The following is a 24,790-nucleotide window of genomic DNA, read 5'->3' as shown; positions in this document are numbered from 1 at the left end:
CTACCGCCAGACCTACACTCCCGCGCCGATCAAGCACGTGCCCCTGTGGCTGTTGCGGGTGTGGCGTTGGTTGTAAATGCTGGGCGGTGTGGCTAGGCGCCATACTGCCAGCTTTTGATATTCGCTTGCCGAGCATGCATATGCCAAATCGACAGCCTCGCGCCTTTTCAAATCAGTTCGCCCGTTCAGCCTTGGCCGGGTCGGTCGCCCTGTTGCTCTGCATGGGCCCGAGTTTGGCCCGGGCCGAGATCACGCCGCTGGTATGGAGTGAGGCGGGCGTGTTTGAAGCCAAGCTGCCGGTGGCGGCCGGAAAATTCGCCGAGGTCTGCGGGCCGGTGGCCGAAGGGCAGCGCATCGCGTGGCAGTTTGAGGCCGACCAGGCGCTGGACTTCAACATCCATTTCCACCTGGGCAAGCAAGTCAGCTTTCCCGAGAGGCACAAGCAAGTGCAGCGGGCTCAGGGCGAGTTGACCGTCAGTGCGCCCCAAGACCACTGTTGGATGTGGAGCAATAGAGGCGTCAGCGCCGGCACGCTGACGCTGCACTTGAAGCGTTTGTAGGCTTAGGCCGAGCCGTGGGCCGGCCAACTCAGGGCTGCTGGCACTGAGTGGCTCATTGGCCCTGCAGCTTTGTAGCTGACCTGCCGCCGCTAGCGCCCCAGCAGGCTGGGCAAACCCGTCGCCAGCACTGGCAGCCAGGAAATCAGCACGGTGCCAATGAAGATGGCCAGCAGGGCGGGCAGCACCGAGACCGCCACATAGCGAATCGGTTTGCCGAACATGGCCGAGGCGAAGTAGACATTCATGCCGGCCGGTGGGCACAAAAAGCCCATCTCCATCGCCGCCAGAAAGATGATGCCGAAGTGCACCGGGTCGATGCCATAGCTCATCGCCACCGGCAGCAGCAGCGGCACCAGCACCACCAGGGCGGCGTAGATTTCCATCAACGCACCGGCCGCAAACAAAAAGACATTGAGCGCCAGCAGGAACACAAACTTATTGGGCAGGCTGCCCTGGGCCCATTCGATGGCCGCGTCCGGAATGCCGGCGTCAACCAGGAAATTGGTCAGGCCCAGGACCATGCCCAAAATCAGCATCACGCCGCCGATGATTTGCGCGCAGTCCGACAAGACTTGGCCCAGGCGTGCGGGGCTCAGGTCACGGTGCGCGAGCGCTTGGGTGAGGATGGCGTAGAGCGCAGTCAGCGCCGCGCTTTCGGTCGGCGTGGCCAAGCCGCTGGCCAGCGCGCCGATGGCAACCACGGGGGCCAAGACCTCCCATTTCGCGGCCCAAAAAGCCGAGAGGACCGAGCCGACTTGCCGAGGCGTTTGGCCGCTCGTCGCATTGCTTGGCGCATTGTTCGCAACAGGATTGCCCAAGCCGCCCCGGCGCAGATAGCCGCCAAACACCAGCAAGCAAGCCACCATCACGACCGCCGGCACCAGGCCGGCCAGAAACATGGTGTTGATGGGCACGCGGGCCATGATGGCGTACATGATCAGTGGCACCGAAGGCGCCAGCAAAACACCTAACGCGCTGGCGCTGGTGACCAGGCTGATGCCGCGCCGCTCGGGGTAGCCGGCCTCGCGCAGCAAGGGCAGCAGCAAGCCGCCCAGGGCCAGAATGGTCACGCCGCTGCCGCCGGTGAAGGCGGTGAACACGGAGCACAGCAGGGCCGCAGCCACCACCGTGCCGCTGGTGCTGCCTCCGAACAGGGCTAAGAACAAGTTTCCCAGGCGCTGCGCCGCGCCGGTGCGGGCAAATATCAGCCCGGCCAGCGTGAACAGCGGCAGGGCCGGCAGCGAAGGATTGACCGTGATTTGATAGTGTGACAGTGGCACGGTGGCCAGGGGCATGCCGTCTTGCCAGAACAGCGCCAGGGCCAAGCCGCCCAGGCCGGCAAAGATGGGCGCGCCGCACACCAGCATCGCAATCACCCACAGCGCCAGCGGCAGCAGCGGCAGGGCCTGGCCGTCGAAATGCTGGCCCAGCACAAAACCCAGCAGCGGGAAGCCAAGGGCGGCCAGCACTTTGGTAGGCCCGTCAGCGAAGCAGCGCGCACCCAGTTTCAAACCCAAGAGGCCGAAGCCCAAAGGCATCACCAGCTGAATCCACCAGCCCGGCACGCCATAGGCCAGGGCATGGGCCACCTCGCGCTCACTCGCCACAAAGCGCCAGCTGGCATAGCCCAGCAGGCCGCAGACGAGAGCCGCGCTGCCTTCGGCAAACACACGCCGTGCGTTGCGGGCGACTTGGGCGCGGCGGCTGCCTGTCGCGTCAGTGAAGGCCGTCACGCCACCCGCCAGCGTGGTCAGGTGGCCATAACGCTCTGCCGCCACGGCGCCGAACAGCGTCATCACCAGGCCCAGATGCTGCACCAGCACCGAGGCGTTCTCGATGCCGCTGCCCAGCAATGGCCGGGCCATGATCTCCACCAGCGGGATCACGCACATCAAGGCCAAGGCCAATGAGGCCAGGCCTTCGTCGAAGCGGGAGAACAGCGTTTTCAGAATGTGCACGTGCGGGGCTTCTTCTTGTTCTTCTTACGGCTTGCCCGCGCGGAAGGCCTTCACATGCGTGAATACCTCGTCAAAGGTGTCGGCCGGCACCATGGCGCCGCGGATGCGCGGGTACAGTTTTTCCGCCAGCTCGGTCCATTCCTTGAGTTCGGCGGCCGAGGGCTTGTTGACCTTGAGGCCGCGCTTTTGCATCGCCTCCACCGCCTCGTCCACCTCGCGCCGGGCCTGGGCGCGCATTTGCACGGACACCTTGTCGCTGCTGGCGCGCACCTGGCGCTGTACGGCGGGGCTCATCTCGTCCCAGGCCTTTTTGGTGATCACCAGGGCGCCGACGATGGGCGCCCAGTTGATGTCCAGCATATTCGGCGCCGAGGTGTAGACCTGGCTGGCCAGGGCGAAGTAGGGCGTGGCCGGGACGACATTGATCATGCCGGTCTGGATGGCGGGCAGGATGTCGGCGGTTTCCAGCGGCACTGGCGTGTAGCCCAGGCTTTTCATGATGTCTTGTTGTTCCGCCTCGGCGCCCCAGGCGAAGAACTTCATCTTCTTGAAGTCTTCGGGCCGGGTCGCAGCGGTCTTGGAAAAGAAGCGTACCCAGCCCGCGTCACCCCAGGCCAGCACCACAAAGCCTTTGTCGAGAAACTTCTTCTCCATGGCCGGGCGCATCTTCTCGCGCACATAGTCCAGCTCCTCCCAGCTGCGGAACAGCAGCGGCAGGTTCTGCAGCGCCGCCACGCTGGGCTCGATCTCGCGCAAGCCCACGACGGACAGCAGCCCGCCCTGCAGCTGGCCGATGCGCATGCGCCGGGCAATCTCGGCCTCGCCACCTTGGCTGCCGTCGGGGAAGATCAGGTACTTCGCGCTACCCCCTTCGGCCGCCTGCGCGGCGCGCCAGGCCTCGCCAATCTCGATCAGCTGGCGGTGGTAGAGCGAGTTCTTGGGCACCAGGCTGGCGATGCGCAACTGCTTGCTGGCTTGGGCGCTGGCCAATGGGCCACACAAGCTCAGGCTCAGCGCCAAAGTGGCAAGCAGCAGGCGGCGGCAAAAATGGGTCGGCATCAGAGGCCTCTTGAAGTTAGCAATCAAGTCAAAACAGATCGGCCGCTTGGCTCAGCAGCCACTGCGCGCGCTCGCGCGCTACCTGGCTGGGCAAATCGTTGCGGCCCCGGGTGGCGGCGATGGCTTGGCGCAGCAGGGCTTCAAAGCCGGCGCGGTCTTGGGCCGGCAGGGCATGGCCTTCGGCCTTGGCCAAAAGCGCGGGTCCCGCTTGCGGGCCGGCGAAAGCAATGGCCTGGTCAAAGTAGGGTAGGGCCGTGACGGCGGAGCCGCCGGGCCGGCTGGCTTCAAACATGCCCATCAAGCTGGCCAGGGCGCCAGCGCCATAGTCGGCTTGTGCCGCATAGGCCAGTTGCGCCAGGCGCAGGGCGGCGGGCAGCTGGGCCACGGTTTCGGGCGAGTCTTTGGACAGGCTGATTTGCCCGCCCCAGGCGGCTGCGGCCCAGTAGGCCAGGCCGACTTGTTCGGGCTTCAAGCGCAGTGGCGGGTTGCTGCTCTTGGCGCTGCCTGCGGCTTCGAGCGCGGCGCTCAGACCCGGTGTCTGCTGTTCCAGCATGGCCAAGGCGTGGCGCTGGGCGCGCGCGTACATGCGCGCCGCGCGCTCGCGCAGGGCTTGGGCCTCAGCCGGGTTGCGGGCCTCAATGCGATCAGCCTCGCAGGCCAGAAAAGCGTAGGCGTACTGGGTAAAGCCGCCGGCCACGCTTTCAGCGAGTTTGGCATTGCCGGGGTCTTGGCGCAGCAGGGCCTCGGACAGCTTCAGGTAGAAGGCGCCGGCGTCCTTGGCCAGGCCCAGGTCTTCCTCAGTCGCTTGGGCTTGGCTCGCCAACTCATCCGAGGCCTGGCGCAGCAAATACTGGCGCGGGCTGCAGGCGCTGAGGAGAAGCAGCGCGCTGGCGCTCAGGGCAAGGCAGCGGAGCTTTCGGCGTAGGCACACGGCAAGGCGAACTCAGAAGGGTCGGACAAGCCGCCCAATCTAGTCCGCTTGTGTGACCCCGCCATGTCAGGCCCTCACTCGCCGCCCAATGCCGCCTTGACGGTGTCCTCGCTCAGATCCGCGACACATTCCTGCAAAAAGCGGTAGGCAAAGCCACGCAGATAGTGGCCGCGCTTGAGGGCGATGCGGGTGGTGTTGGCCTTGAATAAATGGGTGGCGTTCAGCAGCTGCAGGCCTTGTTCGCCACCGTCGCGCTTGGGTTCAAACGCCATGCTGGCGACGATGCCCACACCCAGGCCAACCTGCACATAGGTCTTGATCACATCCGCGTCCAGCGCCGACATCACAAAGTCAGGCGCCAGGCCGGCCGCCGCAAAAGTGGCGTCCAGCCGGGCTCGGCCGGTGTAGCCCTGGTGGTAGGTGATCAGCGGGTGTTCGGCCAGGGCCTCCAGCGTCAGCGTGCCCTGCTGGGCCAAGGCGTGGCCTTGCGGCACGACCACGGCGTGATGCCAGTCGTAGTAGGGGAAGGTGACAAAAGCGGGGTCTTGGTCGAGCGCTTCGGTGGCGATGCCGATGTCGGCCTCGCCCGATTGCAAGAGCGTGACGATCTCTGCGGGGTTGGCTTGATGCAGCACCAGGTGCACGCGCGGAAACGCGGCCTTGAAGCGGGCCACCACCTGGGGCAGCGCGTAGCGGGCCTGGGTGTGGGTGGTGGCGATGGTCAGTTGGCCGACCTCGGCGTCAGAGAACTGGTCCGCTAGGCGTTTGATGTTCTTGGCGTCGAGCAACATGCGCTCGACGATTACGGCCAGCTCCTTGCCCGGCGCGGTCAGGCCCAGCAAGCGCTTGCCGCGGCGCACGAACAGCTCCACGCCCAGCTCATCCTCAAGGTCTTTGATGTGCTTGCTGACCCCCGACTGCGAGGTGAACAGCGCCGCCGCCACCTCGGTGAGGTTGAAGTTCTGTTGCACCGCTTCGCGGATGATGCGCAGTTGCTGGAAGTTCATGGGGATGGGTCAAATTCGGAAATTGGGCTTGCTCGGAATCAGGCCGACTGGGTGCTCTACTTCGCTCATGTCCTCCGGCTACGGCTAAAGCCTTCGCCTCCCCCTTGACTTCGCTACGCAGAACACCCAGCCGACCTGATTCAAATCGGCCCGTGCTGACTCTTGCAATATGTGCGCGGCGGGAGGCAAGTCGGGTGAGTGGCGTAGCGAAGTCAAGGAGGAGCCGCAGGCGGGGGACATGAGCGAAGTCACTCACCCGACTTGCCGGCTTGCTCCGACAAACTCAGAAAGAAGATCAAGCTGCCTTAGCCGCCTCAAACAGACTCAAGCGCGTGGCGTTCAGCCGCACCTTCTGGCCGCCCTGCAGATTCAAAGCCAAGGCCTGTTCGCGGCTCAGCTCAGCTTCCAGATGCTGGCCGTTCGGGCCCAGCAGCTCGACCCGGGCGGCGGCGCCAAAGCTCAGCACGCGGTCCACCGTGGCGGGCAGACCAATGGCATCGGCCGCGGTCAGGATCTTGAGTTCATGCGGGCGGGCATAGGCTTGCACATGGCCGGTTTGGATCAGGCTGTCGCCATGGCTCAGCTGGTGCTCGCCGATATGCACAGCACCTCCGGCGGCCTGGCCTTCAAAGCGATTCACCGCGCCGAGGAAGCCGTAGACAAAAGGCGTGGCCGGGCGCTCGTAGACCTCTTGCGGCGTGCCCACTTGCTCGACGCGGCCGTGGTCCATCAGCACCACCCGGTCAGCCACTTCCAGGGCTTCTTCCTGATCGTGGGTGACGAAGACGCTGGTGATGTGCAGATCGTCATGCAGGCGGCGCAACCAGCGGCGCAGCTCTTTGCGCACCTTGGCGTCCAGGGCGCCGAAAGGCTCGTCCAGCAGCAGCACGCGCGGCTCCACGGCCAGGGCGCGGGCCAAAGCAATGCGTTGGCGCTGGCCGCCGCTGAGCTGGGGCGGGAAGCGGTCGGCCAGCCAGTCCAGCTGCACCAGATTCAGCAGCTCATGCACCTTCTTCTTGATGACGGACTCGCTCGGTCGTTCCTTGCGCGGCTTGACGCGCAGGCCGAAGGCCACGTTGTCGAACACCGTCATATGGCGGAACAGGGCGTAGTGCTGGAACACAAAGCCGACCTGGCGCTCGCGCACATGGGTCTCGGAGGCGTCTTCGCCGTCCAGCAAGACCTGACCCCGGTCGGCCGTTTCCAGGCCGGCGATGATGCGCAAGAGCGTGGTCTTGCCGCAGCCCGAGGGACCCAGCAGAGCGACCAGCTCACCAGTGGGAAAGTCCAGGCTGACGTCACCCAGGGCGGTGAAGGCGCCGAAGCTCTTGTTGATATTGCGAACTTGAATGCTCATGGGGCCTCCTTCAGGGTGGCGTGGGCACGCCACTCGACAAATTGCTTCAAAACGAGGGTCACCAGGGCCAGCAAGGCCAGGATGGAGGCGACGGCAAAGGCCGCGGCGAACTGGTACTCGTTGTACAAAATTTCCACATGCAGGGGCAGGGTGTTGGTCATGCCGCGGATATGGCCGGACACCACCGACACCGCGCCGAACTCACCCATGGCGCGGGCGTTACACAGAATCACGCCGTAGAGCAGGCCCCACTTCACATTCGGCAAGGTCACCAGCCAGAAGGTCTTCCAACCCGAGGCGCCCAGCACGGTGGCGGCTTCTTCCTCGTCACGGCCTTGGGCCTGCATCAGCGGGATCAGCTCGCGCGCCACAAAGGGGAAGGTCACGAAGATGGTGGCCAGCACAATGCCGGGCACGGCGAAGATGATCTTCACATCGTGTTCTTGCAGCCAGGGGCCGAACCAGCCTTGCGCGCCGAACAGCAGCACGTAAATCAGGCCGGCCACCACCGGTGACACTGAGAAGGGCAGGTCAATCAGCGTGATCAAGAGCTGCTTGCCGCGGAACTCATGCTTGGCAATTGCCCAAGCGGCGCTGACGCCAAAAACCAGATTCAGCGGCACCGAAATCAGCGCCGCAATCAAGGTGAGCTTGATGGCCGAGACGGCATCCGCTTCGACGATGGCGGCCAGGTAAACATCAAAGCCCTTGCGCAAAGCCTCGGTGAACACCGCCACCAGGGGCAGCACCAGAAACAGGGCGAAGAAGCTCAGGCCCAGGCCCAGCAGGGTGTAGCGAACCCAGGGTGCTTCGCGCGTGGCGGGGTTGCTCTGATAGCGGCCCAGGGCTTTGTTGGCGCTCTGCGTAGCGCTCAGTGAAGAGATAGCGGCGGCCATTATTTTCGACCTTCCTGGCCATTGCGTTTGGAGCTCCAGGCCTGCAGACCGTTAATGGCCAGCAGCAGCACGAAGGAGAAGATCAGCATCACGGTGGCGATGGCCGTGGCGCCCACATAGTCGTATTGCTCCAGCTTGGAGATGATCATCAGCGGCGTGATCTCGCTGACCATGGGCAGATTGCCGGCGATGAAGATTACCGAGCCGTACTCACCCACAGCGCGGGCAAAGGCCAGGGCGAAACCTGTCAGCAGGGCCGGGGTCAGCGTGGGCAGAACCACCAGGCGGAAGGTCTGCCAGCGGTGCGCGCCCAGGGATGCTGCCGCTTCTTCCAGCTCGGTCTCCATGTCTTCGAGCACCGGCTGCACCGTGCGCACGATGAAGGGCAGGCCGATGAAGATCAGCGCCACCAGCACGCCCAGGGGCTTGAAGGCCACCTGAATGCCCCAGGGTGCGAGCAGCTGACCCAGCCAGCCATTGGGGGCGTAGAGCGCGGTCAGGGCGATGCCGGCCACGGCGGTGGGCAGAGCGAAGGGCAGGTCGATCAAGGCATCCACGATCTTCTTGCCGGGGAACTCGTAACGCACCAAGCTCCAGGCCAGGATCAGGCCGAAGACCAAATTGATGCTGGCGGCCAGCAGCGATGCACCAAAGCTCAGCTTGTAGGACGCCAGCACGCGCGGCGCGGTGGCGGCGGCCCAGAAGGCCTCAAAGCCATGGCCGGCTGATTTGATGAACACCGCCGACAGCGGGATCAGGATGATCAGCGAGAGGTAGAACAGCGTGAAGCCCATGGTGGGCGCAAAGCCCGGTAGCACGCGGCGGGGCTTGCGCTTCTTGGGCTGTGGCGTTGCCGCCTCGGCCGGTTGGGGGGTCATAACTGCGGTGTTCATCGGGGCTTGGTGTCAGGAAGGGCGCGCGGTGCGCGCCAACTCAATTGCTCAGCGCTTTTGCGCAGCAATGATCTGGTCGTACTGGCCGCCATCGGCAAAGTGGGTCTTGCTGACCTTGGGCCAGCCGCCCAGGATCTGGTCCACCGAGAACAGCTTGATATTGTTGAAGCGCTTCTCGTTGGCCTTGAAGACCGCCGCGTCACGCGGGCGGAAGTTGTGGCGGGCGATGATTTCCTGGCCCGCAGGCGTGAACAAAAAGTCCAGATAAGCCTTGGACAACTCGGCGGTGCCCTTTTTGGCCGCGACCTTGTCAACAATGGCCACCGGGGCTTCGGCTTCGATGGACACGCTGGGGCTCACCACTTCGAACTGGCCCTTGCCGAATTCGTTTTCGATCAACTCGGCCTCGGACTCAAAAGTCAGCAGCACATCGCCGATACCCCGCTGGGTAAAGGTGGTGGTGGCGCCCCGGCCGCCGCCGTCCAGCACGGGCACATTGGCGAAGATCTTGCTGACCAGTTCCTTGGCTTGCGCTTCGTTGCCGCCCTTGGCGATCACGCTGCCCCAGGCGGCCAGATAGCTGTAGCGGCCATTGCCTGTCACCTTGGGGTTGGGGATGATGACTTGCACGCCGGCGCGGGTCAGGTCGGCCCAGTCCTTGATTTGCTTGGGGTTGCCCTTGCGCACCAGGAACAGAATCGTCGAGCTGTAAGGCGCGGCGTTGCTGGGGAAGCGCTTGCGCCAGTCGGCGGGGGTCAGGCCTTTCTCGGCCAGCACGTCCACATCGGTGGCCTGGTTCATGGTGACCACATCGGCTTCCAGGCCGCCAATGACCGAGCCGATCTGCTTGCTGGAGCCGCCGTGCGACTGGTTCAGCGTCACCGTCTTGCCGGTCTTGGCCTTCCAGGCGGCGGCGAAGGCGGGGTTGATGTCTTTGTAGAGTTCGCGGCTGACGTCGTAGGAGACGTTGAGCAGGGTGTCGCTAGCGCTCTGCGCACGGGCCGGCAAGGCCACGGCGAGGCTGCCGAGCGAGGCCAGCGTGAACAGCGCAGCGATTGCGGAACGACGACGAGGACTGGACGGGACGGACATGGCAGTGACCTTGTGCAGAATTTTGCGAAGGTTTGCAGGATGCCCTGTGTTCCTTATTCGGGGAACAACTGTTTTGGCATTTGCTTATCTGGAATAAGCAAATAGAAATTTCAGCAAAGGGCGGCCAAGCCCTGCCAGCCCAGGGGTGCTGGCCGGCCGCGCTGCCGGGTTTGCGCGTGCAGGAGTCGTTTTGATGGCGCGCGGCGGGCGCGCGCCATCGCTTGGACGGCCAGCCTTTCCATCAGCGGCGGGCAACAACTTCTGCGGGCGCGGTCAGCACAAAGCTCTTGGCCACTTCGGGCGCATCCTTGCCGCCAAAGTCCAGCACAAAGGTGAAGCTTTGCTTGCCGCTGTCGCTGTTGCCACCATTGCATTGCAGCTTGGCCATGGCGCGGCGAACCGGTGTGCCAAAACTTTCGCGCAAGCCACCGAACTGCTGGACCGAGCTGACCACGCCGCCTTCCACATCAAAGCGCACCAGCAGGCTGCCGGATTCGCCGGAATGCTCCCAAGTGCGCTTGAGTTCGCTTTGCAAGGTCTGGGCGAAGCCGGGGCAGGCCTTGTCCACATCGGTGCGCACATTGGCCGGCATGCGGACGATGCCACCGTCTTCCTGGATCACCACACGGCTGCCGGGCGTTGCGGCAATGGCGGTGCCGCCGATCATGGTGAAGAGGATGGCGGTCAAAAATTGCTTGCTGGAGTTCATGAGAGTTTCCTCGCTGTGGTTGGGGATAACCAGCGCTGGATGACTCCAGTTGACGCCTTGTTCAAGGTGCTGGCTTGAACTCAGATTAGTGGCGGCTTGTCAGCCGCCCAAGGCGTGAACGACCAGGTGCAGGAATGAAGGGATAGGGCAACGCAATCGACGACGAATTGCGCTGGCCCTGCGGGTTAAAACTATTGACAGCGCAGGGCGCTTGGGTGTCGAAAGTAACGTTTTTTCTGCTCGGCGTCGACTCGATGCAGTGAGATCAAAGCCCGTGCGTCACCAGCTTGAAGTCGCGGTCCTCTTCGAAGGGCTTGATGGCGAAGCCCAGGCTCTTCATCAGCTTGAGCATGCTGGGGTTGTTGGCCAGCACCAGGCCCTGGATCTCGGCCAGGCCCTTTTCGCGCGCCACGTCCATGATGCTTTCCATCAGCCGCGAGCCCAGGCCCAGGCCCTTGAAGTCGTCGGCCACCAGCAGCGAGAACTCGCAGCTGGATTGATCGGGGTTGGTGATGTAGCGCGAGACGCCGACGATGCGCTCGGTTTCGCTGATCTCGCCGTCCGCCCCGGCCACCCGTTCCTTGGCCACCGCCACCAGGGCCATTTCGCGGTCGTAGTCGATCAGGGTGAAGCGGGCCAGCATGGACGGTGGCAACTCCACCATCGAGGAGACGAAGCGGAAGTAGCGGCTCTCCGGGCTGAGGTGCTGCACCAGGTCTTGCAGCATCTGCGCGTCGTCGGGGTGGATGGGGCGCACCAGATATTCGCCGCCGCCGCGCAGCGGCCAGATCTGCTCGTAGCGCGCCGGGTAGGGCAGGATGGCCAGGTGGCTGTAGCTGTTATTGCTGCGCCCGCTGATGGTTTGCTGCGCGCTGTCGATGACGATGCGCGCATCCACCGCCACCGCGCCATGCTCGTCGATGATGATGGGGTTGATGTCCATCTCGCGCAGCTGGGGCAGCTCGCACACCATTTCCGACACGCGCAGCAGCAGCTGCTCCAGCGCTTCCATATTCACGGCGGCTGCGCCGCGCCATTCGCCCAGGGTCTCGGCCACGCGCGAGCGTTCGATCAGGCGGCGGGCCAGGAATTGGTTCAGCGGCGGCAGCTCCATGGCGCGGTCATTGATCAGCTCGATCATGGTGCCGCCGGCGCCGAACACAATCACCGGGCCGAAGGGCTCGTCGGTGACCAGGCCGATGTAAAGCTCGCGGCCGCGCTTGGCGCCCGCCATCTTCTGCACCGTGATGCCGTTGATGCGCGCCTGCGGCTGCAGGCGGGCAACGCGCTCCACCATATCGTTGTAAGCATCGCGCACCGCCGCGCCGCTGGCCAGATTCAGCACCACGCCCTGCACATCGGATTTGTGGCTGATGTCGGGTGAGGCAATCTTGATCGCCACCGGGAAGCCCAGCTGGGTGGCGATCATCATGGCCTCGTTGGCGCTGCGCGCCAGGATGGTGTTGGTGACCGGGATGTGGAAGGCCGAGAGCAGGGTCTTTGACTCCATCTCGGTCAGCACCTTGCGGCGCTCCGCCAGCACGCTTTCGATCACCAGGCGGGCGCCCTCGATATCGGGCTTGGCCAGGGTCGAGAGCGGGGGCGGCGTTTGCTGCAGCAGCAGCTGGTTTTGGTAGAAGGAGGCGATATTGCCGAAAGCGCCCACCGCCGCCTCGGGCGTGCGGAAGCTGGGAATGGCGGCCTCGTTGAGCAAGCCGCGCGCGGCGATTACCGAGGTGTCGCCCATCCAGCAGCACAGCAGCGGCTTGCCGATGCTGCGCTTGATGTCTGCCAGGGCACTCGCCACGGCCGAGGCATCGCCGCCGACCTTGGGGGAGTAAATGGCCAGCACGCCGTCGATCTGGCGGTCGCGGCAGGCGATTTCGATGGCGGCCTTGTAGTGCTCGGCGCCGGCTTCTTCGGACAAATCGATCAAGTCGGCCAGCGAGGCCTGCTCGGGCAGGCGCGGCTGCAAGGCGGCGACCGACTCGGCCGACAAGCGGCCCAGGCTGAGCGAGATCTCGTTAATCCAGTCGGCCGCCAGCACGCCCGGCCCGCCGCCGTTGGTGACCACGGCCAAACGCTTGCCCACCGGCCGGTAACGCGAGGCCAGGCATTTGGCGGCGGAGAACAGTTCGACAAAAGAGCGCACCCGCACCGCACCGGCGCGGCGCAGCGCCGCGTCAAACACATCGTCACTGCCCACAATCGTGCCGCAATGGGTTTGCGCCGCCTCATTGCCCGCCGGCCGGCGGCCGGCCTTGAGCACCACCACCGGCTTGGCATTGGCGGCCATGCGCAGGGCGCTCATGAAGCGGCGCGCATTCGGGATGCCTTCGAGGTAGACGATGATGCTGTGCGTCTGCGCATCATTGGCCAGGAAGTCCAGCACCTGGGCAATGTCCACCGAGGTGTTGGGCCCCAGCGAAACCACCGAGGAAAAGCCCACGGCGTTATTGCTGGCCCAGTCCAGCATCGAGGTGGTCAGCGAGCCGGATTGCGAGATCAGGGCCAGCGGCCCGTCAGTTGCCAGCGGCCCGGCGGCACTGGCATTGAGTTGCAAGCGCGGGCGTTGCAGGCCCAGGCAGTTGGGGCCGAGCAGGAACATGCCTTCGCGGCGGGCGATTTTTTTCAACTCCGCCGCCTGCTCGGCATTGATGCCGCTGGAAATCACCAGCGCGGCGCGGCAAGTCATGCGGCCGGCCACTTCCAGCGCGGCCGGCACATCCTCGGGCGGCAGGGCGATGATGGCCAGATCGGCCTGTGCCTGTGCCAACTCTGCCAGGGTGCCGGTGGTGTGGATGTCGAGAAACTGCAAGGTGCCGGTGTAGCGCTGCGCTCGAAGCGCCGCCCGCAAAGCCTTGGCGTGCGGGGTCAGGCCTTGCGCATCGTCGCTTTGGCCGGCGAACACCACCACGGATTGCGGGTGGAACAACTGACTCAGATAGTGCTTGTCCATGGGCTGCAGTGTGATCGCTGTGGTGGCGCGGCCGATTGTGCTGGATCAATCCGCACCAATCAGCACCTTCACATGGGCGGCGGCGCTGCGCCCCAGCGGGCTCAGCACATAGCCGCCTTCCAGGCAGGAGATAACGCGGCCGTGGCAGTGGCGGCGGGCCACGTCCATCAATTGCTGGGTGACCCATTCGAAGTCGGCCTCGACCAGGCCGAGATTGCCGCCGTCATCCTCGCGGTGGGCATCGAAGCCAGCCGAGATATAGATCAGCTGCGGCCGGAAGGCTTCCAGCGCCGGCAGCCATTGCTCGGTCACCGCCTCGCGAAACTGCTTGCTGCCCGAGCGGGTGGGCAGGGGCACATTGACCATATTGGCAGCGGTGTCCACCTCGCCGGTGAAGGGGTAGAGGCCTTGCTCGAAGATGGAGCACATCAGCACCCGAGCGTCGCCGCGCAAGATGTCTTCGCTGCCATTGCCGTGGTGCACATCGAAGTCGATCAGGGCCACGCGCTCCAGGCCGTGCACGTCCAGCGCATGGCGGATGCCCACGGCAATATTGTTGAAAAAGCAAAAGCCCATGGCCGCGGCGCGCTCGGCATGGTGGCCGGGCGGGCGCACGCAGCAAAAGGCGCTGGGCGCTTCGCCCGACACCACCAGATCCGTCGCCAGCACGGCCGCGCCGGCCGCGCGCCGGGCGGCGGTCAAGGTGAAGGGGTTCATGCTGGTGTCGGGGTCGACTTGGCGGTGGCCCTCGCTGGGCGAGGCGTCCATCAGCTCGCGCACATAGAGCGAGGAATGGGCGTGGGAGAGCTGATCCTCGGTGGCCAGCGGCGCGTCGTGCGGCTGCATATAGTCCAGCAGCCCCTTGATCAGCAACTGATCGTTGATGGCGCCCAGGCGCTCCGGGCATTCGGGGTGTTGGGCGCCCATTTCGTGGCGGGCGCAGTCGGCATGGGTGATGTAAGCGGCAAGCATGACAGTCTCCGTTCGCACCCTGTTGGCGATAGCGGGTGTTGGCACCAGTCTAGGGAGGGGCCGCTGACCCCAGCATTACAAGGCGGCAATCTCGGCGCTCGTCTGGGCTGACTTTGGCCGGCAAGCAACAGCTCAGGGCGCGCGGAGTTTCAGCAGGCGCCAAGCATCCAGTTGCGTGCCGGCGGCTTGTCTGGCGCCAGCGCCTTTGCCTTGTTTCCTTGTTTTGTGCTTTTTGTCTTGGCGGGCCGACGCGGCGCTCGCGGCATCCCCCCCCAGAAGAAGGGGGGGGCGAAAAAGGCCTCACAAGGCCTTCTCCTATGAAAAGTCTCCAGCACAAAAATCGGGCGAGCCGGCCCGCAGGGTTTTTACGCGTGTGACTTATTACCCCAAACGCTATGGTCAGCGCCTGCCCTCCCGGCATTGAATGAGTGGCCAATAGCCGCTTGTCCTCAATTTCTCCTAAGCACACCAAGGAGTTTCTATGCGAGTTCTGACACGGTCGCTGTTCGCCAGCACCCTCATTGCCGGGGCCATCGCTGCCTCACCGCTGCAGGCTTCGGCCGCCGTTATCGACTTTGATGAGCCCGCGCTGACGGGCTTGTACTTCGCGGGCCAGAGCTTCCAGCAGTCCGGCTTCAATATGGCGGTGCATTACGATTTCGGGACGGTTGACGTGGCCTCCGCCCTGGATGCGCCACCGTCCGGCAATACCACCCAGTTCTACACACAGCTCAACGAAGGCTACATGACCTTGACACGGGCCGACGGCGGCCTGTTCAACCTGAATTCCTTCGACGCGGCCTTTGTGCCGCTGGTGCCCGCCGCAGGCGGCCAAACCACCATTGCAGCGGTTGGCACCCAGGCCGATGGCACGCAAGTGGGCTGGGCTTTCTTGTTCGCGCCAGCCGCTGGCGGTTCGTATCAATTCGCTCAGTACAGCGGTGCTGACTTCTCGGTCTACACCAATCTCAAATCGGTGGAATTCTTCGCCTGCAGCTTTGACGGCAGCAATGTGTGCACCTCGCCGCTGCAGAACAACGGGCAGTTCGCGCTCGACAACATCAATGTCACCGCCGCCGTGCCCGAACCTTCGGCCGCCTTGCTGCTCGGCATGGGCCTGGCCGGCATGGGCTGGCTGCGTCGGCGCCAAGCCAAGGTCTGAGCGGCTGACCGGCTAAGCGCCGGCACGGGTCCGCTTCGTTGTTGTTGTTACCGCAACTCGCTAGGAGTTTTCGATGAACCACAAGAAATTGCATATCGCGCTGATGCTGGGTTTGGCCACGCTCAGCATGGGCGCCGCCGCCCAGAGCAGTGGCAAGAAGATCTACATCGTTCAGATGGCCGACGCACCGGCTGCCACCTATGACGGCAAGCTCGCCGGTCTGGCTGCCACCAAGGCGCCCGCCGGCGCGCGCTTTAATGCCGCCGGTGCCAATGTGAAGAGCTATCGCAACTATCTGACCTCGCAACACAGCGCGGTGCTGAGCCGCGTCGGCGCGCCCGCCGCCATGCACAATTACACGGTGGTCTTCAACGGCTTCTCGGCCGCTCTGACGCCGGCGCAGGCCAAGGCTTTGCAGACGTCGACCAAGGTCGTGTCGGTCACCGAGTCCCGACTGATTCCGGCCGACACCACCCGCACGCCCGCCTTTCTGGGCCTGATGGCACCGGGCGGCTTGTGGTCGCAACTGGACACGGCGGCGCGCCAGGTCAAGGGTGAAGACGTCATCATCGGCGTGATCGACACCGGCGTCTGGCCCGAGACCGCCTCCTTCGGCGACAAGGTCGATGCCCTGGGCAATCCGGTCCCTTACTACCAGGCGGGCACTTCGGCTTACGGCCCGCCACCCGCCAAATGGAAAGGCACTTGCGTGGCCGGTGAAGGTTTCACCGCCGCCATGTGTAATAACAAGCTGATCGGTGCGCGCTTTTACGGCGACGCTTGGTATGCCGGCGCAGCGGCCAGCGGCGGCGCGTACGCCGCGCACCCGCGCTTGGAATACAAGTCCCCGCGTGACGGCGCCGGTCACGGCAGCCACACCGCATCGACCTCGGGCGGTAACGCCAACGTCACTGCAACCATCAATGGCACCGCCATCGGTGGCATCTCGGGCATGGCGCCACGCGCCCGCATTGCCGTCTACAAGGCACTCTGGACGGCAACCACCACCCCCACCAACGACGGCGGGCAAACTGCCGACATTCTGGCCGCCATCAACGACGCGGTGGCCGACGGTGTGGACGTGATCAATTATTCGGTCAGCGGCACCCAGACCAATTTCAACGATCCGATCGAAATCGCCTACCTGAACGCGACGGCTGCCGGCGTGTTTGTGGCGGCCTCGGCCGGCAATAGCGGCCCGGCCAATCAGGTCGCGCACATCAGCCCCTGGCTGATGACGGTGGCCGCCTCCACCCATGACCGCCAGTCCGTGGCCGATCTGGTCTTGGGTGATGCTTCCGTGTACAGCAACGGGGTCTCGGTGTTCGGCAGTACTTTGGCCGGCTCGATGATTTTGGCGGACTCTGCGGTGGCCGCAGGCCAAGCCGTGGCCGATGCGCAGCGCTGCTTTGCCGGCACGCTGGATTCGACCAAGGTGAGCGGCAAGATCGTCGTTTGCGATCGCGGTGTGAATGCGCGGGTCGACAAGAGCGCCGAGGTCAAGCGCGCCGGCGGCGTCGGCATGGTGCTGGTCAATGCCAGCGCTGCCGCCGATGGCCTGGTGGCGGACTTCCATTCGGTGCCCTCTATCCACCTGCCGCTGGCCAACCGCGCCAGCATCCGAAACTATGTCACCGCGGCCGCGGCCGGGGCCACAGGCACGATCAAGCCGCCGGCCACGCCGCCCGCCATCGTGGCGCCGGTGATGGCTGACTTCTCTTCGCGCGGCCCCAACAAGGCCAATGGCAATATCCTCAAGCCCGATATCACTGGCCCGGGCGTGGACATCCTGGCGGCCTATATCGATGAGAGCCAGACCCAGGCGCAGCACGATGCCACCATTGCCGGCACCTACACGCCCGCAGCCAATGCCAACTCCTTGCAAGGCACCTCGATGTCCAGCCCGCATGTGGCCGGCATTGCCGCTTTGCTCAAGCAGCAGCATCCCTGCTGGTCGCCTGCGGCCATCAAGTCGGCGATGATGACCTCGGCCGGCCCAGTTAAGCTGGCCAATGGCAGCCTGGACCCCGACCGCTGGGGCTATGGTGCAGGCCACCTGAACCCCAATGGCGCGACGTCCATGCCGCTGGTCTATGACCTCACGGCTGCCGACCATGGTCGCTTCCTCTGCGGCCTGGGCCTGACGCCGCCGGCCGGCATCGGCAGCTGCGCCACCTTGGGCTCCATCTCCGCCACGGACCTGAATCTGCCCTCCTTGACGGCCAAGGGCGTCGTGATCTCGAAGACTTTCAACCGGTCGATCAAGAATGTCAGCACCGCGACCAAGACCTTTGTGGCCTCCGCCACGCTGCCTTCTTGGGATGTGGTGGTGACTCCGGCCTCGTTGACGCTGGCGCCCGGCGCCACTGGCAGCTTCACGGTCAAGATCACCCCGGGTGCGGCGGTTTCCGCCAGCGCCTGGTCCTTCGGTAGCCTGACTTGGAGCGATGGCGTGGCTTCGGTGACCAGCCCGTTGAGCGCCAATGGCAGCGCCGGCGGCTTCTCCATCCCGGCCTCGGTCAGCGATGTGCGCAAGTCTGGTAGCGGCAGCAAGGTGTTCTCGGTCACTTCGGGCTACACCGGCAAGCTGGGTGTGACGCCTGTGGGTCTGGTGCCGGCGACACGCAACACCGCCACCATCACCACGGGTGAGAAGCAGTGCTTTGACGTCGCCGTGCCGGCGGGCGCCTTACTGGCGCGCTTCCAGCTCTTTGACGCCGATACCAATGGCCCGGTCGACTTGGATCTGGACATCTATGCCGGCCCTGGCGGCACCGGTGCCAATGTCGGCTCCAGCGGCGGCGCCACTGCGGATGAATTGGTCAGCCTGAAAGCACCTGCGGCCGGCACCTACTCGGCTTGCGTGAGTGGCTACGACACCAGCAAGGGCCCCGATGGCAAGGCGACTTACACCTTGTCCAGCTGGACTCTGGGCCCCATCGTCGGCACGCAAAGCCTGCGCGCCGCCGGACCGGCCTCGGTCTACGCCGGTGGCACGGCCTCGGTGGGCTTGGGCTGGTCGGTGCCGGCTGGCAACCGCTATCTCGGCCAGGTGCAATTCGCCGACACCACCAACGCCACCCCGGTCAGCCTGGGCTCGACCTTGGTGCTCATCGACAACCGCTAAGCGTGGCAATGACCGCAGCGCCCGGTTTTCGGGTGCTGCGGCCCAAGCGCAAAAAAGGCACCAAAACAAAGGGCGGCTTGCTGATGCAAGCCGCCCTTTTCTATTGCCGCAAGCTGCGGCATTTCAACCTCAGAAGTTGTAGCGCGCCCGGGCGTAGTAGTAAGCGCCGTTGAAGCCCACGGGGGAGAGCACGTCGTAGGGGAAGTTGCCGAAGTAGCTGATGTCGTCGATGGAGCGGGTGGGGTAGCGGTCGGTCACGTTCACACCGCCGACCGAGACGCTGAAGCTGCGCGTTAGCTTCACCTCAGCCTCCAGGTCAAGCTGCCAGACGGGGGCATAGGTCTGCGTCGGGGTGAAGCCGTCGCCAAAGTCAAACACCCGGGTGGCCGAGCCGTGGCGGGTGGCGCGGGCCAGCAGGTTCCAGCCGCTGTTGTTCCACTGCGCGCTCATCACATGCCGGTCGCGCGGTGCCGCGTCGGTGAGGGTATTGCTTTCCTCCAGGCCGACCAGGGGCTTGGCTATGCCCAGCGCTTTGAGCGCCGCGCTGCTCTGCTGGATATTGCTCAGCGTGGTTTTGTTGAAGCTCGAGGCCAGGGTCCAGCGCAATTCGCCCCCCGCCAGCGCGTGGCTGAACTGGCCGACCAGATCGACGCCGCGGGTGTGGGTGTCCACCGCATTGGTGAAGAAGTTGACGCCGTTCACACCGGCCACGCCGAACTGGCTTTGGATCAGCGCCGTCAGCGCGTCGCTGGACAAGCGCTCGGACAAGGTGATGCGGTCCTTGACCTTGACATCAAAAGCGTCGATGGACAGCGAGGCGCGGCGGCTGGGCTGCCAGGTCAGGCCCAGGCTGGCATTGCGGGCCGTCTCGGCCTTGAGCGGCTCGGCGCCCAGGGCGCGGGCGATCTCGCTTTGCACCGGCAGGGTGCGCACCTGGCTGAGCGTGCCGCCGTCGCCGCGGTCGGTGACGGTGAAGGAGAAGCCGGTTTGCGCCAGCGAGGGCGCGCGGAAGTTGTTGGACAAGGCGCCGCGCAGGGCCAGGTCTTGCGTCAGCACATAGCGGCCGGAGAGCTTGGCCGTCAGCGCGCTGCCGAAGTCAGAGTAATGGTCGGCACGCAGGGCCAGGCCGGCAAACAGGCTGGGCGTGAGGTCGGCGCTGAGGTCGACGTAGGCGCCGACCAAGTTGCGCGACAGATCCACCGCATCCGCCGCCTGCAGACCCGGGCCGGCTTGGGCGCCGGGCGTGCCATCGAAACTGCCAACGGCGTAGGAGGCCTCGTCGCCCGCCTTGGTGCGGAAGGATTCGCGCCGCGCTTCCATGCCGAGTGCCAAGGTGGCGGGTTTGCTTAGGCCGGGCAGCGCCAGTTCGCGGCTGAAGTCGGCGCTGATACCCAACTGCTGGGTTTGGAAGTCGCCCAGATGGAATTGCGTCGGGCTGGCCGCGCCCAGCGAAACATTGAGCGAGTTGCGCAGGCCGTAGTTGAACTCATTGCGGCCGAGGTTGAGGGCGACGTCGTAGTCCCAGCTCTTGTCTGCCCCCAAGCTGCCGCGCACGCCGCTGGCCAGTTGCAGGTCTTGGCTCTTGCCGGTGGTGGCGGGGCGGTAGCCGTTCGGGTAGATGGCTTTGACATTGGCAAAACTGTCGGGGTAGCGGAAGTAGGCCGCGCCCTCGCTCTTGCGCTGCTGCCAGGTGCCGAAGGCGTAGCCGCGAGCATCGCTGCCCAGTGCGCCCAGCGTGAAGCCGCTGTTGAACCACAGTGCCAGCTGATCCGACTCCGGCTCGCCCGGCGCGTAATTGCGCTTGCCCTGGAAGGCCAGATTGGCGGGCGACTGATCTTCCCAGGGCGGAATCTGGTCGGGGCCGGCGCGGTTGGTGTGGTCGCGGTGGGCGGCCTCGATACCGAAGCGCACAAAGCCGCTGTCGCCCAGCTTGAGGCCCAGCTTGCCTTGCAGCTCGCGCGAGCGGCCGTCGTTCAAGGTTTCATTGCTGGGCTCGAAGCGGGTGTGGAAGCCGCCCACACCGCCCGCCACCAGGCCGCCACTGTCGGCATCGTCGAGGATGATGTTGATCACGCCGGCAATCGCGTCGCTGCCGTACTGAGCGCCGGCGCCATCGCGCAGCACCTCGATGCGCTTGATGGCCGAGACCGGAATCGCATTGAAGTCCACCGGGTTGGTGCCCTTGCCGGTCTTGGATTCCAGATTGACGATGGCCGAGTTGTGGCGGCGTTTGCCGTTCACCAAGACCAGCACCTGGTCGGGCGAGAGGCCGCGCAGCTGGGCCGCGCGCACATGGTCACCGCCGCCGGAATTGCTTTGGCGCGGGAAGTTGAAGGAGGGCAGCAGGGTCTGCAGGGCCGCGGCCAAGTTACCGTCGCCGGCCACGGCGCGCTGCAGGTCTTCCTGGCTCAGAACGTCTACCGGCACGGCCGAGTTCAGCAGCGTGCGGTCTTTGGCACGGGTGCCGGTCACCAGCACCTGATCCAGCTGGGCTGGCTGGGCCTTGGCGCCTGGCTGCTCGGCTGCTTGGGCCAAGGCATGCATGGGCAACAGGCCCGCGAGATTGGCAAGAAGGGCGGCGCAGGCAATTCGGGTGGGCGTGTGCAACATGGCGGTTAGGTGGCGTAGGCGTGTAAGGGCGATAACAAAGCCGTTAAGGCTAAGGCAAAGCGATAGGGTGCTCAAAGACTGTTCGGCAATAAGCTCATGCAAACGTGGCAGGCAGGACACAGCAGTTAGCATTCGCCAGCCGCGCTTGCCTTCAGTTGCCTCTTTTTCTCTCTGCCCGCCTCGACTTCCCCATGCCCAGCCAGCCCCAGCAAGACTTGACCCCGCCCACTGTGCTTGTCCTGCCGCAGCGCCAGCTTGACGTCAAACATGCCGTGGCCTTGTGCGTGGGCATGGTGGTGGGCGCCGGTATCTTCAAGACTTCGCCGCTGGTGGCCGCGGCGCTGGGCGGCTCCTACGAGCTTTATCTGGCCTGGGCTTTTGGCGGCCTGCTGTCCTTCATCGGCGCGCTGTGCTTTGCCGAAATGGCCTCGAGCTTTCCCGATACCGGCGGCGACTATTTCTTCCTGCGCCGCGCCTACGGCCAGCGCCTGGGCTTTTTGTTTGCCTGGTCGCGCTTTGCGGTGATCCACACCGGCTCGATGGCCTTGCTGGCCTTTGTGTTCGGCGACTATCTGAGCCAGGTGCTGGATCTGCGGCCCTGGTTGGGGCCCTACACCAGCGCGGTGCTGGGGGCCAGCCTGATCGTGCTGCTGACCGGTCTGAATCTGCTGGGCGTGCGCGTCGGCCTGGGCACTCAGCTGGGCTTGACCACGGTGGTGCTGGGCGGGCTTTTGCTCTTGGGCGTGGGCGCGGGCGTGCAGGTTTGGGCCGGGCATGCGCCGCAAACGCCGCTGGCCGTGGACGACCCAACACGTCACAACTGGGGTCAGGCCATGGTGTTTGTGTTCTTGGCCTACGGCGGCTGGAGCGATGCGGCCACCTTGTCGGCCGAGATGCGCGACCAGCGCAGCGGCATCAAGCGTGCCCTGTGGTGGGGCTTGCTGCTGGTCTCGGGCCTGTATCTGCTGGCCAACTGGGCTTATTTGCAGGTGCTGGGCCTGGACGGCTTGGCGCGTAGCGAAGCACCGGCGGCGGCTTTGATGCTGGCGGTGTTCGGGCGGCCAGGTGAATTGCTGATGGTGGCCATCGTGTCGCTGACGGCGCTGTCGGTGATGAATGCGATTCTGATCGCCGGGCCGCGCACCACTTATGCCGCCGCCCGCGATGTGGCCGGCAGCCTGCATCTGGCGCGCTGGAATGCCAAGCGCGGCACGCCCACCGCGGCCGTGCTGGCCACCAGCGGCGTGGCCCTGGCCCTGGTGGCTTTTGGCGCCATCACCCGCGGCGGTTTCGCCACCATGGTGGACTATTTGTCTCCCGTCTATTGGTTCTTCATGACGCTCAGCGCCCTGGCCGTGATCCGCCTGCGCCGCAGCGAGCCGGAGGTGCAGCGCCACTACCAAGTGCCTTTTTACCCTTGGTTGCCGCTGGCCTTTGCGCTGTGCTGCTTGTATGTTTTGTGGTCCAGCGTGGTCTATGTGCGCGCCGGGGCCATGGTGGGTGTGGCGGTGCTGGCGCTGGGCGCCATGATTTTGTGGCCGCTGAGCAAAAGGGCGCAGGCATGAGCAAAACCAGCCGTAATCCCGACAACCTGCCCGCGCTGGCCGGGCAGGCTGAGGGCGGCTTTGCCGCCAAGGTGTCCGAGGCAGTGTTGGATCTGGTGTCTAGCCGGCCCGAGTCCGCACGCCAGGCCAGCACCTTGCCCAGCGAGGCCGCTCGCGCCGCGCAAAGCGTGGCTCAGCAAGCGGCCCAGAAGGCTGCGCTTGCGGCAGGGTCGCTGGCGCTGCCGCCAGGCCCGCTGGGCTGGTTGACCATCCTGCCTGAGCTGTTGACGGTGTGGCGCATCCAGCGCCAGGCGGTGGCCGACATCGCCGCCATCTACGGCCGCACGGCCGACTTGGGCCGCGAGCAAATGCTGTACTGCATGTTCCGCCACACGGCGGCCCAGGCCGTGCGCGACCTTGCCGTGCGGGTGGGTGAGCGCATGGTGGTGCAGCCCGTGGCCGCCAAAGTAATGCAGCAAATCAGCCGTGTGGTGGGCGTCAAGCTGAGCGAGAGCTTGGTGCGCAAATCGATCTCGCGCTGGGTGCCGCTGGCCGGCGCTGCGGCGGTGAGTGCCTATGCGTTTTACGACACCCAGCGAGTGGCGCGCACGGCGATCGAGTTGTTTGAGGGCGAGCAGATCATCGAACTCAAGCCCTGAGTCGACGCGTGGGCTGATGCGCCGGCCGTGCTTGGGCTACAGTCGGCCAACAACCGTGTGGCGCCGCAAAGTATCGAAACAAGGGGTCTGAAGATGGGCGAGATTCCCGCCATTCTGGACATCGAGGCTTCGGGCTTTGGCCGCGGCAGTTATCCGATCGAAGTTGGCTTTGTAGACTCCGCTGGGGCCATGTTTTGCTCGCTGATCCAGCCCGAGCCCGAGTGGCAGCATTGGGACGCCTCGGCCGAGGCGGTTCACGGCATCAGCCGCGCCACCTTGTGCCGGCATGGCAAGCCGCCCTTGTGGGTGGCGCAGCAAATCAACAGCCATCTGCGCGGCCAAGTGGTTTATTGCGATGCCTGGGCGCATGACTATCCTTGGCTGGCCCGCCTGTTCGACGTGGTGGATCTGGTGCCCCAATTCAAGCTGGCCGATTTGCGGTGCTTGCTCAGCGAGGCCGAGGCCCAGCATTGGCATGCGGTGCTGAACCAGGTGCGCCTGGACCAGGCGCTGCAGCGCCATCGCGCCAGCAGCGATGCGCGAATTCTGCAGCTGACCTTGCAAAAGCTGCGGCAGAACTTGGGCGGCGCGAGCAGGCCTGCTGAAACAGGCGCTGCGAATGGTGCAGTGAATGGTGCCGAGATTGGCCTTGCGAATGGGCATAGCAATGGCCATGCGCAAGGGCGCGCCGAGCCCGCTGAGCCCGCCGAGTGGCGTGAGCGCAAGCAATCTTGATCCAAGGCAAGCCCTGCACTGAGCCGCAGGCCGAAGATACCCATGCCGCATCCGCTGCGTATTTGCTAGGGACACATCATGTTTTTTCACCGCATCCTCCTGCCCACCGACGGCTCCGCCACCGCTCAACGTGCCGCCCTGGTGGCCGCTGACATGGCCAAGCGTTACGGCGCGGTGCTGGAGATCATCAGCGTGATCGACCCCTCGCCCTTTCTCTACTTTCCGGACAGCGGCGGTGAGGCCATGAGCTACTATCTGGAGGCCTCGGAGTCCGCCGCCCGCCAAGGTATTGAGCATGCCGAAGACGCCGCCAAGAGCTGTGGCGTGGACTTCACCAGCCAGATCCTGCGCGAGCATGGCCCAGCGCCGGCCATCGTGGCGCATGCCAAGCAGACGGCGTGCGACCTGATCGTGATCGGCTCGCATGGCCGCCGCGGCTTGGACGCTGTGCTGCTGGGCAGCGTGGCGCAAAAGGTGCTGACCCTGGCGGAAGTGCCGGTTTTCGTGATCAAGTGAGTGCCGCGCCGGGGCCTCGCAGGCCCTGGCTCGGACGTTGTTTT

The 24,790-nt window shown here is 65.0% G+C and carries 19 protein-coding genes; 7 read left to right on the top strand and 12 right to left on the bottom strand.

Going from position 1 to position 24,790, the window contains the following annotated elements:
* The first annotated feature begins 221 nt into the window (after positions 1-221).
* Positions 222-560: a hypothetical protein gene (locus tag AT984_RS15500; RefSeq protein WP_156422053.1), complete on the top strand. Its 339-nt coding sequence runs from the start codon at positions 222-224 to the stop codon at positions 558-560.
* A gap of 89 nt (positions 561-649) precedes the next feature.
* On the opposite strand, the gene AT984_RS15495 is transcribed toward AT984_RS15500, so the two are convergent.
* From AT984_RS15495 to AT984_RS15445, 11 genes are all read right to left on the bottom strand, one after another.
* A complete protein-coding gene (locus AT984_RS15495; protein ID WP_058720866.1) occupies positions 650-2,518 on the bottom strand; it encodes a TRAP transporter large permease in 1,869 nt (622 codons plus the stop codon).
* Between the two features lie 24 nt (positions 2,519-2,542).
* On the bottom strand, positions 2,543-3,577 hold the full coding sequence (locus AT984_RS15490; RefSeq protein WP_082680069.1) for a TRAP transporter substrate-binding protein: 1,035 nt from the start codon (positions 3,575-3,577) through the stop codon (positions 2,543-2,545).
* A 28-nt stretch (positions 3,578-3,605) separates the two neighbouring features.
* Complete coding sequence (locus AT984_RS15485; RefSeq protein WP_058720865.1) at positions 3,606-4,508, bottom strand: TRAP transporter TatT component family protein; 903 nt, start codon at positions 4,506-4,508, stop codon at positions 3,606-3,608.
* 74 nt (positions 4,509-4,582) lie between these two features.
* The gene (locus tag AT984_RS15480) at positions 4,583-5,515 is read right to left on the bottom strand and encodes a CysB family HTH-type transcriptional regulator (protein ID WP_058720864.1); all 933 of its coding nucleotides are present in this window, start codon (positions 5,513-5,515) and stop codon (positions 4,583-4,585) included.
* A gap of 295 nt (positions 5,516-5,810) precedes the next feature.
* Positions 5,811-6,872, bottom strand: coding sequence for a sulfate/molybdate ABC transporter ATP-binding protein (locus AT984_RS15475; RefSeq protein ID WP_058720863.1), 1,062 nt, complete (start codon positions 6,870-6,872; stop codon positions 5,811-5,813).
* Positions 6,869-7,768 carry a sulfate ABC transporter permease subunit CysW gene (cysW, locus tag AT984_RS15470; protein ID WP_058720862.1) on the bottom strand — a complete coding sequence of 300 codons (900 nt, stop codon included), beginning with the start codon at positions 7,766-7,768 and terminating at the stop codon, positions 6,869-6,871. Before cysW ends, AT984_RS15475 begins: the two co-directional genes overlap by 4 nt.
* Entirely contained in the window at positions 7,768-8,661 is an 894-nt protein-coding gene (cysT, locus tag AT984_RS15465) for a sulfate ABC transporter permease subunit CysT (protein WP_082680068.1), read from the bottom strand. Before cysT ends, cysW begins: the two co-directional genes overlap by 1 nt.
* A 48-nt stretch (positions 8,662-8,709) precedes the next feature.
* The gene (locus AT984_RS15460) at positions 8,710-9,753 is read right to left on the bottom strand and encodes a sulfate ABC transporter substrate-binding protein (RefSeq protein WP_058720860.1); all 1,044 of its coding nucleotides are present in this window, start codon (positions 9,751-9,753) and stop codon (positions 8,710-8,712) included.
* Between the two features lie 241 nt (positions 9,754-9,994).
* Positions 9,995-10,462: a hypothetical protein gene (locus AT984_RS15455; protein ID WP_058720859.1), complete on the bottom strand. Its 468-nt coding sequence runs from the start codon at positions 10,460-10,462 to the stop codon at positions 9,995-9,997.
* 265 nt (positions 10,463-10,727) lie between these two features.
* Positions 10,728-13,421 (bottom strand): bifunctional acetate--CoA ligase family protein/GNAT family N-acetyltransferase, encoded by a 2,694-nt coding sequence (locus AT984_RS15450; protein ID WP_058720858.1) that lies wholly within the window; start codon positions 13,419-13,421, stop codon positions 10,728-10,730.
* Between the two features lie 45 nt (positions 13,422-13,466).
* Positions 13,467-14,393 carry a histone deacetylase family protein gene (locus AT984_RS15445; RefSeq protein ID WP_058720857.1) on the bottom strand — a complete coding sequence of 309 codons (927 nt, stop codon included), beginning with the start codon at positions 14,391-14,393 and terminating at the stop codon, positions 13,467-13,469.
* Positions 14,394-14,874: 481 nt separating this feature from the next.
* Between AT984_RS15445 and AT984_RS15440 the strand changes: the two genes are divergently transcribed.
* Together AT984_RS15440 and AT984_RS15435 are read left to right on the top strand one after the other, a co-directional pair.
* On the top strand, positions 14,875-15,555 hold the full coding sequence (locus AT984_RS15440; RefSeq protein WP_058720856.1) for an NF038120 family PEP-CTERM protein: 681 nt from the start codon (positions 14,875-14,877) through the stop codon (positions 15,553-15,555).
* A 73-nt stretch (positions 15,556-15,628) separates the two neighbouring features.
* Complete coding sequence (locus tag AT984_RS15435) at positions 15,629-18,682, top strand: S8 family serine peptidase (protein ID WP_058720855.1); 3,054 nt, start codon at positions 15,629-15,631, stop codon at positions 18,680-18,682.
* A gap of 129 nt (positions 18,683-18,811) precedes the next feature.
* Here the strand turns inward: AT984_RS15435 and AT984_RS15430 are convergent, their stop codons facing one another.
* The gene (locus tag AT984_RS15430) at positions 18,812-21,292 is read right to left on the bottom strand and encodes a TonB-dependent receptor plug domain-containing protein (protein ID WP_058720854.1); all 2,481 of its coding nucleotides are present in this window, start codon (positions 21,290-21,292) and stop codon (positions 18,812-18,814) included.
* 191 nt (positions 21,293-21,483) lie between these two features.
* Between AT984_RS15430 and AT984_RS15425 the strand changes: the two genes are divergently transcribed.
* From AT984_RS15425 to AT984_RS15410, 4 genes are all read left to right on the top strand, one after another.
* Positions 21,484-22,857, top strand: a complete 1,374-nt coding sequence (locus AT984_RS15425; RefSeq protein WP_058720853.1) for an APC family permease — start codon at positions 21,484-21,486, stop codon at positions 22,855-22,857.
* On the top strand, positions 22,854-23,495 hold the full coding sequence (locus AT984_RS15420; protein WP_058722365.1) for a hypothetical protein: 642 nt from the start codon (positions 22,854-22,856) through the stop codon (positions 23,493-23,495). The genes AT984_RS15425 and AT984_RS15420 overlap by 4 nt, the downstream gene beginning before the upstream one ends.
* Before the next feature lie 93 nt (positions 23,496-23,588).
* Positions 23,589-24,230: a 3'-5' exonuclease gene (locus AT984_RS15415; protein ID WP_197418124.1), complete on the top strand. Its 642-nt coding sequence runs from the start codon at positions 23,589-23,591 to the stop codon at positions 24,228-24,230.
* Between the two features lie 78 nt (positions 24,231-24,308).
* Positions 24,309-24,746 carry a universal stress protein gene (locus tag AT984_RS15410; protein ID WP_058720852.1) on the top strand — a complete coding sequence of 146 codons (438 nt, stop codon included), beginning with the start codon at positions 24,309-24,311 and terminating at the stop codon, positions 24,744-24,746.
* Positions 24,747-24,790 lie beyond the last annotated feature (44 nt).

Source organism: Paucibacter sp. KCTC 42545 (genome assembly GCF_001477625.1).
GTDB lineage: Bacteria > Pseudomonadota > Gammaproteobacteria > Burkholderiales > Burkholderiaceae_C > Paucibacter_A.
This window is presented reverse-complemented; position numbering and strand designations above follow the sequence as displayed.

What these genes read in the sequence shown, in the direction of transcription:
- AT984_RS15500 (WP_156422053.1), top strand. Translation starts at nt 222, where the DNA reads ATGGGCCCGAGTTTGGCCCGGGCCGAGATCACGCCGCTGGTATGGAGT.
- AT984_RS15490 (WP_082680069.1), bottom strand. Translation starts at nt 3,577, where the DNA reads ATGCCGACCCATTTTTGCCGCCGCCTGCTGCTTGCCACTTTGGCGCTG.
- AT984_RS15480 (WP_058720864.1), bottom strand. Translation starts at nt 5,515, where the DNA reads ATGAACTTCCAGCAACTGCGCATCATCCGCGAAGCGGTGCAACAGAAC.
- AT984_RS15475 (WP_058720863.1), bottom strand. Translation starts at nt 6,872, where the DNA reads ATGAGCATTCAAGTTCGCAATATCAACAAGAGCTTCGGCGCCTTCACC.
- cysW (WP_058720862.1), bottom strand. Translation starts at nt 7,768, where the DNA reads ATGGCCGCCGCTATCTCTTCACTGAGCGCTACGCAGAGCGCCAACAAA.
- cysT (WP_082680068.1), bottom strand. Translation starts at nt 8,661, where the DNA reads ATGAACACCGCAGTTATGACCCCCCAACCGGCCGAGGCGGCAACGCCA.
- AT984_RS15460 (WP_058720860.1), bottom strand. Translation starts at nt 9,753, where the DNA reads ATGTCCGTCCCGTCCAGTCCTCGTCGTCGTTCCGCAATCGCTGCGCTG.
- AT984_RS15455 (WP_058720859.1), bottom strand. Translation starts at nt 10,462, where the DNA reads ATGAACTCCAGCAAGCAATTTTTGACCGCCATCCTCTTCACCATGATC.
- AT984_RS15450 (WP_058720858.1), bottom strand. Translation starts at nt 13,421, where the DNA reads ATGGACAAGCACTATCTGAGTCAGTTGTTCCACCCGCAATCCGTGGTG.
- AT984_RS15445 (WP_058720857.1), bottom strand. Translation starts at nt 14,393, where the DNA reads ATGCTTGCCGCTTACATCACCCATGCCGACTGCGCCCGCCACGAAATG.
- AT984_RS15440 (WP_058720856.1), top strand. Translation starts at nt 14,875, where the DNA reads ATGCGAGTTCTGACACGGTCGCTGTTCGCCAGCACCCTCATTGCCGGG.
- AT984_RS15435 (WP_058720855.1), top strand. Translation starts at nt 15,629, where the DNA reads ATGAACCACAAGAAATTGCATATCGCGCTGATGCTGGGTTTGGCCACG.
- AT984_RS15430 (WP_058720854.1), bottom strand. Translation starts at nt 21,292, where the DNA reads ATGTTGCACACGCCCACCCGAATTGCCTGCGCCGCCCTTCTTGCCAAT.
- AT984_RS15425 (WP_058720853.1), top strand. Translation starts at nt 21,484, where the DNA reads ATGCCCAGCCAGCCCCAGCAAGACTTGACCCCGCCCACTGTGCTTGTC.
- AT984_RS15420 (WP_058722365.1), top strand. Translation starts at nt 22,854, where the DNA reads ATGAGCAAAACCAGCCGTAATCCCGACAACCTGCCCGCGCTGGCCGGG.
- AT984_RS15415 (WP_197418124.1), top strand. Translation starts at nt 23,589, where the DNA reads ATGGGCGAGATTCCCGCCATTCTGGACATCGAGGCTTCGGGCTTTGGC.
- AT984_RS15410 (WP_058720852.1), top strand. Translation starts at nt 24,309, where the DNA reads ATGTTTTTTCACCGCATCCTCCTGCCCACCGACGGCTCCGCCACCGCT.